At 68.6% G+C, this 13,611-nt stretch carries 10 protein-coding genes, 1 tRNA gene and 1 pseudogene; 6 read left to right on the top strand and 6 right to left on the bottom strand.

From position 1 onward, the window contains the following. The 3 genes and pseudogenes from QOC69_RS34580 to QOC69_RS34590 all read right to left on the bottom strand — a co-directional run. Positions 1-281, bottom strand: a pseudogene (locus tag QOC69_RS34580) (septum formation initiator family protein); the annotation flags it as partial. Between the two features lie 10 nt (positions 282-291). Next, entirely contained in the window at positions 292-1,581 is a 1,290-nt protein-coding gene (eno, locus tag QOC69_RS34585; protein ID WP_526447106.1) for a phosphopyruvate hydratase, read from the bottom strand. A gap of 100 nt (positions 1,582-1,681) precedes the next feature. Further along, on the bottom strand, positions 1,682-2,413 hold the full coding sequence (locus QOC69_RS34590; protein WP_526447108.1) for a lytic transglycosylase domain-containing protein: 732 nt from the start codon (positions 2,411-2,413) through the stop codon (positions 1,682-1,684). Positions 2,414-2,576: 163 nt separating this feature from the next. On the opposite strand from QOC69_RS34590, the gene efeU reads away from it, so the two are divergent. The 3 genes from efeU (at position 2,577) to efeB (ending at position 6,077) form a co-directional block, all read left to right on the top strand. Next, the gene (efeU, locus tag QOC69_RS34595) at positions 2,577-3,536 is read left to right on the top strand and encodes an iron uptake transporter permease EfeU (RefSeq protein WP_526447110.1); all 960 of its coding nucleotides are present in this window, start codon (positions 2,577-2,579) and stop codon (positions 3,534-3,536) included. A 128-nt stretch (positions 3,537-3,664) separates the two neighbouring features. Next, the gene (gene efeO, locus QOC69_RS34600; protein ID WP_526447122.1) at positions 3,665-4,765 is read left to right on the top strand and encodes an iron uptake system protein EfeO; all 1,101 of its coding nucleotides are present in this window, start codon (positions 3,665-3,667) and stop codon (positions 4,763-4,765) included. A 55-nt stretch (positions 4,766-4,820) separates the two neighbouring features. Next, positions 4,821-6,077, top strand: coding sequence for an iron uptake transporter deferrochelatase/peroxidase subunit (gene efeB / locus QOC69_RS34605; RefSeq protein WP_526447112.1), 1,257 nt, complete (start codon positions 4,821-4,823; stop codon positions 6,075-6,077). Here the strand turns inward: efeB and QOC69_RS34610 are convergent. Together QOC69_RS34610 and mfd are read right to left on the bottom strand one after the other, a co-directional pair. Next, entirely contained in the window at positions 6,050-7,216 is a 1,167-nt protein-coding gene (locus QOC69_RS34610) for a nucleoside triphosphate pyrophosphohydrolase (RefSeq protein WP_526447114.1), read from the bottom strand. The two genes, efeB and QOC69_RS34610, sit on opposite strands and share 28 nt — an antisense overlap. Positions 7,217-7,299: 83 nt before the next feature. Next, on the bottom strand, positions 7,300-10,968 hold the full coding sequence (gene mfd, locus QOC69_RS34615) for a transcription-repair coupling factor (RefSeq protein ID WP_526447116.1): 3,669 nt from the start codon (positions 10,966-10,968) through the stop codon (positions 7,300-7,302). Between the two features lie 106 nt (positions 10,969-11,074). On the opposite strand from mfd, the gene lysA reads away from it, so the two are divergent. Beyond that, positions 11,075-12,415, top strand: a complete 1,341-nt coding sequence (lysA, locus tag QOC69_RS34620; RefSeq protein WP_526447118.1) for a diaminopimelate decarboxylase — start codon at positions 11,075-11,077, stop codon at positions 12,413-12,415. A 1-nt stretch (position 12,416) separates the two neighbouring features. Here the strand turns inward: lysA and QOC69_RS34625 are convergent, their stop codons facing one another. Beyond that, positions 12,417-13,007 (bottom strand): TetR/AcrR family transcriptional regulator, encoded by a 591-nt coding sequence (locus QOC69_RS34625; protein ID WP_184438997.1) that lies wholly within the window; start codon positions 13,005-13,007, stop codon positions 12,417-12,419. Between the two features lie 117 nt (positions 13,008-13,124). On the opposite strand from QOC69_RS34625, the gene QOC69_RS34630 reads away from it, so the two are divergent. Together QOC69_RS34630 and QOC69_RS34635 are read left to right on the top strand one after the other, a co-directional pair. After that, a tRNA-Gln gene (locus QOC69_RS34630) sits at positions 13,125-13,196 on the top strand. A gap of 86 nt (positions 13,197-13,282) precedes the next feature. Then, positions 13,283-13,611 (top strand): NTP transferase domain-containing protein (locus QOC69_RS34635; RefSeq protein ID WP_526447120.1); only part of this gene is annotated, 329 nt, incomplete at its 3' end.

The following is a 13,611-nucleotide window of genomic DNA, read 5'->3' on the forward strand; positions in this document are numbered from 1 at the left end:
GCCAGGATCGCCGCCCGCCGGGCAGCCGAACCCAACCGCTGTTCGGACTGCTGCTCGGCGGCCTCGGCGATCGCCTGCCTGATGGGTTCGACGGCGGCAGGCTTCTCGGTCTTCTCCGTCGCCTCGGGCTGTTCCGATGCGGCGGCCCGCGGCGATGCGGCGCGGGGTTCCCGTTGCACCGGCGAGGCACCCCGTGGCCTGCCACGACCCGACTCCCCCGGCTTGCCCGGCCGCGACGCGGGAGTGCGCCGCTTCGGGTCTGGCCGCTTCGCGTCGGGCATGAAGGAAAAGTTACTGGCTCGCAGGCGAGAACCGCGGGAAGGCCAGGTCGCCGGCGTAGCGCGCGGCGTCGCCGAGGGCCTCCTCGATGCGCAGCAACTGGTTGTACTTCGCGACCCGCTCGCTGCGCGCAGGTGCGCCGGTCTTGATCTGCCCGCTGCCCACGGCGACGGCGAGGTCGGCGATGGTGGTGTCCTCGGTCTCGCCGGAGCGGTGGCTCATCATGGTCCGGTAGCCACTGTTGTGGGCCAGGGCGACGGCGTCCAGCGTCTCGGTGAGGGTGCCGATCTGGTTCACCTTGACCAGCAGCGCGTTGGCCGCACCCCGCTCGATGCCCTCCTCGAGGCGCTCCGGGTTGGTGACGAAGAGGTCGTCGCCGACGATCTGGACGCGGTCGCCGATGGCCGTCGTCAGCGCCACCCAGCCGTCCCAGTCGTCCTCGGAGAGCGGGTCTTCGATCGACACCAGCGGATAGGCGTCGAGCAGCTCGGCGTAGAACGCCGTCATCTCCGCGGCGGTCCTGGTCTCCTTCTCGAACGCGTAACCGGTGCCGTCGGTGTAGAACTCGGTGGCGGCGACGTCGAGTGCCAGTGCGATGTCGGCACCGAGCTTGAACCCGGCCCCCTCGATGGCCGAGCTGATCAGGTCGAGCGCGGCCTTGGTGCCTGCGATGTCGGGGGCGAAGCCGCCTTCGTCACCCAGGCCGGTGGAAAGGCCCTGCTTCTTCAGCACCGACTTCAGCGAGTGGTAGACCTCAGCCCCCCAGCGCAGCGCCTCCTTGAACGACGGCGCTCCGATCGGTGCGACCATGAATTCCTGGACGTCGACACCGGTGTCGGCGTGGGCGCCGCCGTTGACGATGTTCATCATCGGGACCGGCAGGACGTGCGCGTTCGGCCCACCGATGTAGCGGAACAGCGGCAGCCCGGCGGAGTCGGCGGCGGCCTTCGCCACGGCCAGCGAGACGCCGAGGATCGCGTTGGCGCCCAGCCGCGACTTGTCCGGCGTGCCGTCGAGGTCCAGCAGCGCCTGATCGACCAGACGCTGGTCGTCGGCGTTGAGCCCGATGACGGCGGGCGCGATCTCGTCGAGGACGGCCTCCACGGCCTTCTCCACACCCTTGCCGCCGTAGCGATCACCGCCGTCGCGCAGCTCGACGGCCTCGTGCTCGCCGGTCGACGCGCCGGAGGGCACCGCGGCCCTGGCGAACGTGCCGTCGATCAGGGCCAACTCGACCTCGACCGTGGGATTGCCGCGGGAGTCGAGGATCTCGCGTGCGCCGACCTGCTCGATGATGGGCACTGGACATCTCCTTGAACGTGGTCGGTTGGTACCTGATTCGGTGATGGCGCACTTAGCCTAATGGGGCCGCCAACCCGACGCCGATCCCGACTCCGAAGACCTACAGCGGGTGCCCGTCGGCGTAGGCCGTGGCCCAGTCGCGGACCGTGCGGGCGTACTGGTCGGAGAGGTTGTAGGCGCGCAGCGCGTCCATCCAACCGCGCGGTTTGGCGAGGTCCTTGCCGCGCCAGCACAGGTAGCCTGCCGCCGACAGCGCCGCGTCGTCGATGTTGTCGGGGCTGATCACTCCGTCGTTGTTGGCGTCGACGCCGTACAGCCGCCACGTCTCGGGGATGAACTGCATGGGCCCCATCGCCCGGTCCAGCGTGGGATCGCCGTCGAGCTTGCCGCCGTCGGTGTCGGCGATCTGCAGGTTGCCCAGCGACCCGTCCAGCCGGACCCCGCGAATGGGCGGTCTGACGTCCCCGTTCGGCGCGACCACCGCGCCGCGGTAGGTGCCGTGATGGCTCTCCACCATCCCGATGCCGGCCAGCGTGGTCCACGCCAGATGGCAGCTCGGGTTCTCCACCTGGGCTACCCGCGCCGCATAGGCGTAGGCCTCCAGCGCGGTGACCGGGATGTCGAGGGCCGGCGCGCGCTGCATCGCCCAGTCGTGGAGTTGATCGGCGGGTCGGCCCTTGGCGTGCGTGTCGATCTGGGGCACCGGGTCACCCGCAGGCGGGGGCACCCCCTCGGGTATCGGGATGCCGAGCTGCCAGGAGCAGCTGGATGCCATGAGCAGGGCCGTAGCGCAAATGACTGCGACGGCCCGCAGCCAACGCACTGGCGACACCGGACTCCCTCGACCGACTCGAATTAGGGCCATCGTCCCACGCGCGGGGAGTGCTCCCGCGTAGCGCCGGGGAGCGGTGCAAATCCCCCGCAGGCGCTGCTAAGGTCAGCCATACCTAGCATTGGATAGCCAATGCTTGGTACTCGAAAGGATCAGCGAAACGATGACTGCCGTCGGAGACATGTCGGTGTCGGTTCTCGCAGCCGGTGTAAGCGTTTCCTCGCAACTGTTCGGTAGCGGTTTGATCGGCCTGCGCGAGGGCCTCGAAACCGCCATCGTCGTCACCATTCTGGTTGCCTTCCTGGTCAAGTCGGACCGGCGGGACGCCCTGAAGTGGGTCTGGCTGGGTGTCGCGGCCGCCATCGCGATGACGATCGCGGTATTCCTGATCATCCAGTTCGGCGAGAACACCATCTCCGGTCTGGCCGCCGAGGCCATCGCGGGCATCGCGTCCCTGGTCGCCGTCGCGATCGTCACGACGATGGTGCTCTGGATGAAGAAGGCCGCCGCCACGCTCTCCGGTGAGCTGCGCGGCGAGATGGCACGGGCGCTCGAGACGGGCGGCCTCGCCGTGCTGTCGCTGGCCTTCCTTGCGGTCGGACGCGAAGGCGTCGAGACGGCGCTGTTCATGGTCGGCTACGCCGAAGCCGAAACCGCCTGGCCCCTTGCCGGCCTCATCGTCGGCGTGCTGATCGCGGTCGCCTTCGCTTACGGCATGTACGTGGGCGCGCTGCGGATCAACCTGGCAAAGTTCTTCTCCTACACCGGCGTGTTCCTGATCATCGTCGCCGCGGGCATCCTGTCGTACGGGATCGGTGCCCTGCAGACGGTGGGCTGGCTGCCCGGCCTGCCCAACAGGGCCTTCGACATCAGCTCCTGGTTCAACTGGTCGTCCTGGTACGGCGAGGTCATTCAGGGCATCTTCAACGTCACGCCGACGCCGACGGTCCTGCAGTTGGCCGCATGGCTGGCCTACCTCGTCATCGTGCTGGCGCTGTTCCTGCGCCCGACGCACAAGCCGGCCAAACCGAGCGGTGGGCCACCACCCGACACCGCTCCCTCCCACTCCGATCCGACTTCCGAATCGGAGTCTGCTACCGCATCCGAAAGGTCGACTACGTGAGCACGATTTCCGTCGCGAACAGACGCAAATTCACCCCGACACGCCACGCGGCGGGGCATTTTGCGTCTGCTCGGCCATGGGCCAAGGCGGGCGTCGCCGCGGTCGCGGCGCTGCTGACCGGCGTCTCGCTGACCAGCTGCACCGCCAAGGAGGCGGTGGCCACCGACGGCGGCAAGGCCGGACCCGCCCAGATCACGGTGAACGCCTCCGACACCGAGTGCGCGCTGTCGGGCACCGAGGCCAGCCCGGGTGCGAGCACGTTCGTGATCACCAACAACGGCACCAAGGTCACCGAGTTCTACGTCTACGGCGATGGCGAGAGGGTGATGGGCGAGGTGGAGAACATCTCCCCAGGCCTCGAGCGCAAGCTCGTCGTGCAACTCAGTGAGCCCGGCACCTACAAGACGGCATGCAAGCCCGGCATGATCGGCGACGGCCTCCGCGGCGACTTCAAGGTCACCGGCGACACCGTGCAGATCGACACCGAGGGCAAGTTCAAGGAAGCCGCCGATAACTACAAGCGGTACGTGAACAGCCAGACCGAAGCGCTGATCCCTGCCGTCGACGTGTTCGTCGCCGCGATCAAGAAGGGCGATATCCCTGCGGCCAAGGCGCAGTTCCCGATCGCCCGCACCTACTACGAGCGCATCGAGCCGGTCGCGGAATCCTTCCCCAATGACCTCGATCCACGCATCGACCTGCGGGAGGCCGACGTGGAGCCCGGGCAGAAGTGGACTGGCTTCCACCGCCTCGAGAAGGACCTGTGGGTCACCGGCCTGCAGCCGGACACCAACGCGATGGCTGATCAGCTGGTCGCCGATGTCAAGGAACTCGACGACGGCGTCAAGGCACCGGGTTACACCATCGACTCCACTCGGATCGCCGGCGGTGCGCAGGGGCTGCTCGACGAGGTCTCGGCCAAGAAGATCAGCGGCGAGGAGGACATCTTCAGCCACACCGACCTGTGGGACTTCAAGGCCAACGTCGAGGGCAGCCAGACCGCCGTCGCATCGGTGCGGCCCATCCTCGACGAGCGAAACGCCGAACTCGGCAAGAAGGTGGACCAGAGGTTCGCCGAGGTCGAAGCGCTGCTCGAGAAGTACCGCGAGGGCGACGGATTCGTCTCCTACGACAAGGTGACCGAGCCGCAGCGCCAGGAGCTGTCACGGGCGGTCGACGCACTGTCCAAGGAAGTCAGCCAGGTGCAAGGTGTCATTGCCCCCCAGTAGCAATCCCAGTAGCACGGAAACCCCCGCGGCAGAACCGGATCCGTCGCGTCCAGGTATGTCCAGGCGCAAGCTGTTCGGCGCCGCGGGGGTGACGGCCGCGGTGGTCGGCGCGGCGGGCGCAGGCGCGCTCGCCGGCCGGGCGTCAGCGGCCAGCAACGACTTTGGCGGCCTGGACCAAGCCGTTCCGTTCCGCGGTGAGCGCCAGGCCGGCATCATCACCTCGCAGCAGGACCGGATGCACTTCTGTGCGTTCGACGTCACGACGGACGACCGCGACGAAGTCGTCGACCTGCTCAAGCAGTGGACCGCGATGGCCGAGCGGATGACGCAGGGCCACGATGCGGTGCCGGAGGGCGCTGTCGGGGGCAATCCCTATGCGCCGCCGGAAGATACGGGCGAGGCGCTGGGCTTGCCTCCGTCCGCGTTGACGCTGACCATCGGGTTCGGGCCGTCGTTCTTCACCAAGGACGGCAAGGACAGGTTCGGGATCGCCGCCCAGCGCCCGGCAGGGCTCGCCGATCTGCCGAAGTTCACCAACGAGATCCTCGACCCCGCCAAGTGCGGTGGGGACATCTGCGTGCAGGCATGCGCGCATGACCCGCAGGTGGCCGTGCACGCCGTCCGCAACCTGGCGCGCGTCGGATTCGGCACGGTCGCAGTGCGGTATTCGCAACTCGGGTTCGGCCGCACGTCCTCGACGACGCGCGAACAGTCCACTCCGCGAAACATGCTCGGCTTCAAGGACGGAACGAACAACCTCAAGGCCGAGGACACCGAGGCGCTGGACAAGAACGTCTGGGTTGCCAAGGGTGACGGACCCGACTGGCTGGCTGGCGGCACCTACCTGGTGACGCGGCGCATCCGCAATCGCATCGAGGCGTGGGACCGGACGACGCTGCTCGAGCAGGAGCGGGTGATCGGCAGGCAGAAGGGCAGCGGCGCACCCAACGGTTACGACAACGAGTTCGCGAAGGTGGACTTCGACATCAAGGACGCCAAGGGCACGCCGCTGGTCGACGTCGACGCCCACGTCCGGTTGGTGGCACCTGATCATGTGGGCGGGGTCAAGATGCTGCGCCGCGGGTACAACTTCACCGACGGTTCCGACGGTTTCGGGCACCTCGATGCCGGGCTGTTCTTCATCGCGTTCGTGCGGAGCCCAACGACGAACTTCATCCCGGTGCTGGCCCAGATGTCCGGCGACGCGCTCAACGAGTACATCTTCCATACGGGTACAGCGGTTTTCGCCTGCCCGCCGGGACTGCGTGAGGGCGATTCGTCGGCCTACTGGGGCTCGACGCTCTTATCCTGATCGGGCGGCTCCGGCTCGTCGACGGCCTCGTCTGACTCAACCGGCTCTTCGGACCCTTCAGGCTCTGCGGACTCGTCAGTCTCTTCGGGAGCCTCTTCAGTCTCTTCGGGCTCGACCGGCGCGTCACCCTCGGCTTCGACGGTCTCGACCTCGTCCACCTCGGGCTCGGGCTCGGGCTCGTCAAGCTCGCGCTCCGGCTCGACCGTGGGCCAGTGCGCGCGCCACTCCTCCTCGGTGACGACCCCGAGCTGAGCGATGTCGAGTACCTCGGGCACGTCGTCGGGGCGTCGGCTGGCGGCGACGGCGTGCTCCACCTTGCGGACGGTGTCCATGAACTCCAACGTCGCTGAGCGCAGGGAGTTCTCGGCGTCGTCGCCGAGCGCCAACCCGATCGACACCATTCCCTCCGGAATCAGATCCGGAGGTAGACCCGCCGCGGTGGCGCGTTTGAAAACCTTCTGGGTCAACGCCAGCGCCGGCTGGCCGGTCGGCACGTCATCCATGGATGACATGCGCGACTTCACCGACTTTTCCATAGCCTTGCGCTCCTCCCACTGGGCGAGCTGCTCGTCGAGCGAAATCGGCTCTCCGGCAAGCACGGCCGGAACGCGGTTGCTCAGCTTGCGCACCAACGCGTCGGCGACGTCGTCAATCGTGAACGGGTACGGCGTCGCGTCCTCGGCGATGCGGGCGTGGAAGAGCACCTGCAGCAGGACGTCGCCCAACTCCTCGCGCAGTTCGTTCGCGTTGCCGCTGCGCACCGCGTCGAACAGCTCGTAGGTCTCTTCCAGCAGGTACCGGCGCAGCGAGTCGTGGGTCTGCTCGCTCTCCCACGGGCCGGACGTCCGGAGCCGGTCCATCAGCGCGACCGCGTCGACGAGCCGATCACCGCGCGCCGGGCCTGGCGCCGAAATCACCCTCTCGCCCGCCTCAAGACGCGCCCTGACCTTCGGATGGTCGGGGTCCGAGGACAGCAGCACGGGCGCGTCCTCACCCTCGTACGCAGGCCGCGCGGCAGGCAACGACCAGGGCACCTTGACCGGCATTTCCTCGGTGTACTGCACATCTCCCGCGAGCAGCGCGACGGCGTCCACGGGAACGAGCGAAGGACGGCGCGGGTCGACCAGGACGACGGTCATTGCGCTTGGCGCCGCTCGTTCATCGATTCCCTCTGCTCTTCGCGCGAGCGCTCATGCGGTTCCCGTGCTCTTCGCGCGAGCGCTCATGTTATTCCTCTGCTCTTCGCGCGGGCGCCCATCGCCGCACCTCCGGTGAGGTTCGTTATATCAACATCCGTTTCCGGTCTGCCATCCAGCGCCAGAAGCAAACCGGCCACTACGCGCACCAGTTCGAGGTCGCGGATCCGGGGCGCGCCGATACCGGTGCCCGTCCGCGGAATGGGCATCACCACGGTAGACGTGGTGGCACGGAAGGTGGCGCTCGGGTACATCCGCTTGAGCCGAAGTTGCTGGGAATCCATGAGCGGCAACGGCGAGATGCGCACGTTCGACTCCGAGACCGCGCTCACCTCGGTGACGTGGTACTCGCGGCACAGCAATCGCAACCGGGCCAGCGCGACGAGACGCTGGGCCGGTTCGGGCAGCGGGCCGTACCGGTCCACCAGTTCCTCGACCACCGCGGCGATGCCTGCGTCGTCGGGTGCCGCAGCAAGCCTGCGGTAACCCTCCAGCCGCAGCCGGTCACTGCCGATGTAGTCCGGTGGCAGATGCGCGTCCACTGGCAGGTCGATGCGCACGTCCTTCGGCTCCTCCACGGCCGCAACGGTTTCGCCGTCGACCACGGCACGGTAGGCCTCGACGGCTTCGCCGACCAGCCGCACGTAGAGGTCGAAGCCCACACCCGCGACGTGGCCGGACTGTTCGGCGCCGAGCACGTTTCCTGCGCCGCGGATCTCGAGGTCCTTCATCGCCACGGCCATGCCCGCGCCGAGCTCGTTGTTCTGCGCGATGGTGGCCAGCCGGTCGTAGGCGGTCTCGGTCAGCGGCGCCTCGGGCGGATACAGCATGTACGCGTAGCCGCGCTCGCGACTGCGACCAACCCGGCCGCGCAGCTGATGTAGCTGCGACAGGCCGAACGTGTCGGCGCGCTCCACGATCAGCGTGTTCGCATTGGAGATGTCCAGGCCGGTCTCGACGATCGTGGTGCACACCAGGATGTCGTATTCGCGGTTCCAGAACCCCTCGACGGTGCGTTCCAACGCCTCCTCGGGCATCTGCCCGTGCGCGACGACGACGCGGGCCTCCGGCACCAGCGCCCGGACCCGGGCCGCTGCGGCGTCGATGGAGCGGACCCGATTGTGGATGTAGAAGGCCTGGCCGTCGCGCAACAACTCGCGGCGCAGCGCCGCCCCCACCTGCTTGTCGTCCTGCGGCCCGACGTAGGTGAGCACCGGGAAGCGCTCCTCGGGCGGGGTGAGGATCGTCGACATCTCGCGGATGCTCGCCAGGCTCATCTCCAGGGTGCGCGGGATCGGGGTGGCGCTCATGGTCAGCACGTCGACGTGGGTGCGCATCGACTTGATGTGCTCCTTGTGCTCGACGCCGAACCGCTGCTCCTCGTCGACCACGACCAGCCCGAGGTCCTTCCAGGTCACCCCGGTCTGCAGCAGACGGTGGGTGCCGATCACGATGTCGACCGAGCCGTCCTTCATACCCTCGAGCACGGCGCGTGACTCGGTGCTGTCGGTGAACCGCGACAGTCCCTTCACGGTCACCGGGAACCCGCTCATCCGCTCCGTGAACGTCTGCAAGTGCTGGTCGGCGAGCAGCGTCGTGGGCACCAGGATGGCGACCTGCTTGCCGTCCTGCACCGCCTTGAACGCCGCGCGGACCGCGATCTCGGTCTTGCCGTAGCCGACGTCACCGCAGATCACCCGGTCCATCGGCACCGGCTTCTCCATGTCCGACTTGACGTCGTTGATGGCGGTCAGCTGATCCATGGTCTCGGTGAACCCGAACGCGTCCTCCATCTCGGCCTGCCACGGGGTGTCCGGCCCGAACGCGTACCCCGGCGCCGCCTGCCGCTTGGCATACAGCGCCACCAACTCGCTGGCGATCTCCCTGACGGCTCGCCGCGCCTTCGTCTTGGTGTTGGTCCAGTCGCTTCCGCCGAGCCTGCTCAGCGTGGGTTCGGTGCCGCCGACGTAGCGTGACAGCTGATCCAGCGAATCCATCGGCACGAAGAGCTTGTCGGATCCGCCACCACGCTTCGCCGATGCGTACTCGAGCACCAGGTACTCCCGCCGCGCGCCGCCGACGATGCGTTCGGTCATCTCGACGAACCGGCCGATGCCGTGCTGGTCGTGCACGACCAGGTCGCCCGCCGTCAGCGCGAGCGGGTCGACGACGTTGCGACGCTTGGCGGCCAGCCGCTTGCCCTCGGTGGCCGCGGCGCGGTTGCCGGTCAGATCGGTCTCGGTGATGATTACGAGGGCAGCGCTCGGTATCACAATGCCGTCCCGCAGCGGGCCCTTGAGCACCCCGACCACTCCCGGCTTCGGCGGCGCTCCGGACTCCAAAAGCATTGCGGGAGTGTCTGCTTCACCCAACTGCTCGACGATGCGGTGCGCGGTACCTGCGCCGGGGGTGACGACGGCGGCGACCCCGCCCGTCGCGACGTGGGCCCGCAACATCGCGAACAGCTCGTCGAGGTCGTGCTGCTGACCCCGCGCCGACGGGGACGGGCGGACGTCCACCTCGAGGGCCGACTGGTTGCCGAGCTGGCTCAGCGTCCACCACGGATGGCCGCTCTCGGTGGCGCCGGAGCGGGCCTCGTCGAGGTCGCGGAACCCCGAGCCGCCCAGATGCTCGATGTCGATGGGCGCGTCCCCGCCGACCGCGGCCACCGACCACGACGCCTCGAGGAACTCTCGGCCGGTCTTGATCAGATCGGCGGCGCGGGTGCGCACCTTTTCCGGGTCGCACACCAGCACCGGCGTGCCCGCGGGCAGTTGGTCGTGCAGCAGCGCGAGCTCGGTCGGCCGCAGCACCGGCAGCAGCGCCTCCATGCCGTCGACCGGGATGCCCTCGGCGAGCTTGGTCAGCATCTCGGCGAGGGTGTCGCCGACCCGGTTCTCCACGGTCGGCAGCTCGGCCGCCAACGCGGCGGCCCTCTCCCGCACGTCATCGGTGAGCAACAGTTCGCGGCACGGCACCGCGACCAGGGTCTCGACGGCGATCTCGGGGATGGTGCGCTGATCGGCGACCGCGAACATCCGCATCTCGGAGACCTCGTCGCCCCAGAACTCGATGCGCACCGCATGCTCAGCGGTGGGCGGGAACACGTCGAGAATGCCGCCGCGGACCGCGAACTCCCCCCGCTTGCCGACCATGTCGACACGGGTATAGGCCAGCGTGACCAGGCGTGCGATGACGTCCTCGAAGTTTGCCTCTGCGCCGACCGTCAACGTCACCGGCTCGATCTCGGCCAGGTCGGGCGCCATCGGCTGCAGCAGCGAGCGTGCCGCGGTGACCACCACCCGCAGCGGCGGGCCGAGCCGGGCGTCGTCGGGATGGGCGAGCCTACGCAACACCATCATGCGGGCGCCAACGGTTTCCACGCCCGGCGACAACCGTTCGTGCGGCAGCGTCTCCCATGACGGGAACAGCACGACCGCGTCGCCGAGTACACCGCGCAGTTCGACGGTGAGGTCGTCGGCCTCCCGCCCGGTGGCGGTGACGACGAGCAGCGGCGCGGTGCGGGCCAGCGCGCTGGCGACGAACACCCGCGCGCCTGCGGGGCCGACCATGGCGAGTTCGGCCGGCCGCCCGGCGGCTCGGTCGATGAGGTCGGTGAACGTGGGAGCGGTCAGTGCCAGCTCGACGAGCCCCGCAATCGGGGTTTGGACAGACGTGTGCCCCGCTACGGTCATGATCCATCCATTCTATGAGGACGGACCTCGTCAAAATTCCGGCGCCTGGCACGAGGAGACCGTCAAGATCGTCCTGATGGGGGTATCCCGCGCGCACGGTTGAAACGTGACTCTTCTCGATGTAATGCCGTCCCTTCACCATGCCGCTGCGATGCGCGTCGATCCCGACCTCTGGCCGCTCACCACGCGGGTGGACGTCGACGGCAGGCTGTGCGTCGGCGGCGTCGCGCTCTGCGAGGTGGCCGATCAGTTCGGCACGCCGGCGTACGTGCTCGACGACGCCGACTTCCGGTACCGGGCCCGCCGCTACCGTGCGGCGCTGCCCGGGGTGCGGATCACCTACGCGGGCAAGGCGCTTCTGACCAAGCAGGTCGCCCGGTGGGTGGCCGACGAGGGATTGGGCCTCGACGTGTGTTCGCCAGGCGAACTGGCCACCGGCTTGGCCGGCGGCGTGCATCCGCGAAGCATCGTCGTGCACGGCAACGCCAAGACCACCGGTGAACTGCGCGCGGCCGCCGACGCAGGCGTTGGGCGCATCGTCATCGACTGCGGCACCGAAATCGCGCTGCTGGCAAGCCAGTTGCGTCGGCCGCAGGAGGTCCTGATCCGGGTCGCACCGGGTATCGACATCCACGGCCACGCCGCGGTGACCACCGGAATCGTCGACCAGAAGTTCGGCTTCACGATCGCCGACGGGCAGGCCGCCCTTGCCGTGCGCCGCGTGCTCGATCAGCCGCTGCTGCGATTGGCGGGACTGCACTGCCACCTCGGCTCGCAGGTCACCGACCCCGCCCCGTACGGCGAGGCGATCCACAAGATGGTGTCGCTGATGGCGGACGTTCGGGCCCGGTACGGCGTGGTGCTGACCGAGCTGAACATCGGCGGCGGCCACGGCGTGCCGTACGTCGCCGGTGACGGCGAACTCGACCTCGGCAAGCTGGCCAGGGTCATCGACGACGCGCTCGACGCGGCCTGCGCCGCCGAGCGCTTCCCGAGGCCGAAGGTGGCGGTCGAGCCGGGCCGCGCGATGTGCGCCCGCGCCGGGGTGACCTGCTACCGCGTCGTGGCCGTGAAGCATCGACCGGGCGGCCGCACGTTCGTGGCGGTGGACGGCGGAATGGGCGACAACCCGCGGGTGGCGCTCTACGGGGCGCGCTACACGGTGACGGTCGCCAACCGCCATCCGCTCGGTCCGTCGCAGACCGTCACCGTCGTCGGCAGGAACTGCGAGGCCGGCGACATCGTCGCCCACGACGTCGAGCTGCCTGCCGACCTGCATCCCGGTGACCTGCTGGCGGTGGCCTGCACCGGTGCGTACCACCACAGCATGGCGTCGACGTTCAACATGGTCGGGCGGCCACCCGTGGTCGCGGTCCGCGACGGGCGGGTCCGCGAGCTGGTCAGGCGGGAGACGACGGAGGACATGCTCGCCCGCGACCTGGGCTGAGCTACTCCTGCAGCCGGGGGTCCGCCTCGAGGTGGGTCAGACCGTTCCACATCAGGTTGACCAGGTGCGCGGCCACGACTTCCTTCTTGGGTTCCCTGGTGTCCAGCCACCACTGCGCCGTCATGGACACCGAACCCACCAGCGCCTGGGCGTACAGCGGCGCGAGCTCGGGGTCGAGGCCGCGGCGGGAGAAGTCGCCGGCCAGGATCGACGCCACCTGCGACACGGCATCGTTGAGCAGGCTGGAGTAGGTGCCCGACGCGATGCTGGCCGGCGAGTCGCGGATCAGGATCCGGAAGCCGTCGGTGCGCTCTTCGACGTAGGTGAGCAGCGCCAGCGCCACCCGCTCGACGCGGACCCTGGAGCGGTTGTTGGTCAGCGATGACGTGATGCCGTCGAGAAGTGCCGACATCTCGCGGTCCACCACGACCGCGTACAGCCCCTCCTTGCCGCCGAAGTGTTCGTACACGACGGGCTTGGAGACGTTCGCGCGCTGGGCGATCTCCTCGATGGACGTGGCGTCGTAGCCACGCTCGGCGAACAGCGACTTGGCGATCTCGACGAGTTGCTGACGCCGCTCGGTGCCAGTCATGCGCGCGCGGGGTGCGCGCGCCTCCTTCTCCGGTGCGGCCACTGCCTGAGCCTATGCCCCGAGTGGCTCCGCACCTGCTCTCTGCCCGTAGGACGTCGACTAAAGTCACACCGACAGTCCGTCGTGGTGTAATCGGCAGCACCTCTGATTTTGGTTCAGATAGTTCAGGTTCGAGTCCTGGCGACGGAGCGGCGAGTGAGGCTTGCCGAGCGAGCAGACAGCCTCAGCAGTGAGGCTTGCCGAGCGAGCGGACAGCCTCGGCACGGGAGAGGTTCATGACGACAAGAGGCGAGGCCGCCGTCATCGTCCTGGCCGCTGGGGCCGGTACCCGGATGCGGTCGGACACCCCGAAGGTGCTGCACACCCTGGCCGGCCGCAGCATGCTCTCGCACGCGTTGCACGCGGCCGCCAAGGTCGCCCCGCAGCATCTCGTCGTGGTGGTCGGTCAGGATCGCGAACCGGTGTCGGCCGCCGTCGAGGCACTCGCCGACCAACTGGGTCGCCGGATCGACATCGCGGTTCAGGACGAGCAGCTGGGCACCGGCCATGCCGTCGGGTGCGGCCTGACCGCACTGCCCGACGACTTCGACGGCACCGTGGTGGT

It is taken from the genome of Mycobacterium sp., from assembly GCF_032162105.1.
GTDB lineage: Bacteria > Actinomycetota > Actinomycetes > Mycobacteriales > Mycobacteriaceae > Mycobacterium.

Excerpts from the sequence above, each read along its gene's own strand:
- efeU (WP_526447110.1), top strand. The coding sequence starts at position 2,577 with ATGACTGCCGTCGGAGACATGTCGGTGTCGGTTCTCGCAGCCGGTGTA.
- efeB (WP_526447112.1), top strand. The coding sequence starts at position 4,821 with ATGTCCAGGCGCAAGCTGTTCGGCGCCGCGGGGGTGACGGCCGCGGTG.
- QOC69_RS34610 (WP_526447114.1), bottom strand. The coding sequence starts at position 7,216 with ATGACCGTCGTCCTGGTCGACCCGCGCCGTCCTTCGCTCGTTCCCGTG.
- mfd (WP_526447116.1), bottom strand. The coding sequence starts at position 10,968 with ATGACCGTAGCGGGGCACACGTCTGTCCAAACCCCGATTGCGGGGCTC.
- QOC69_RS34625 (WP_184438997.1), bottom strand. The coding sequence starts at position 13,007 with ATGACTGGCACCGAGCGGCGTCAGCAACTCGTCGAGATCGCCAAGTCG.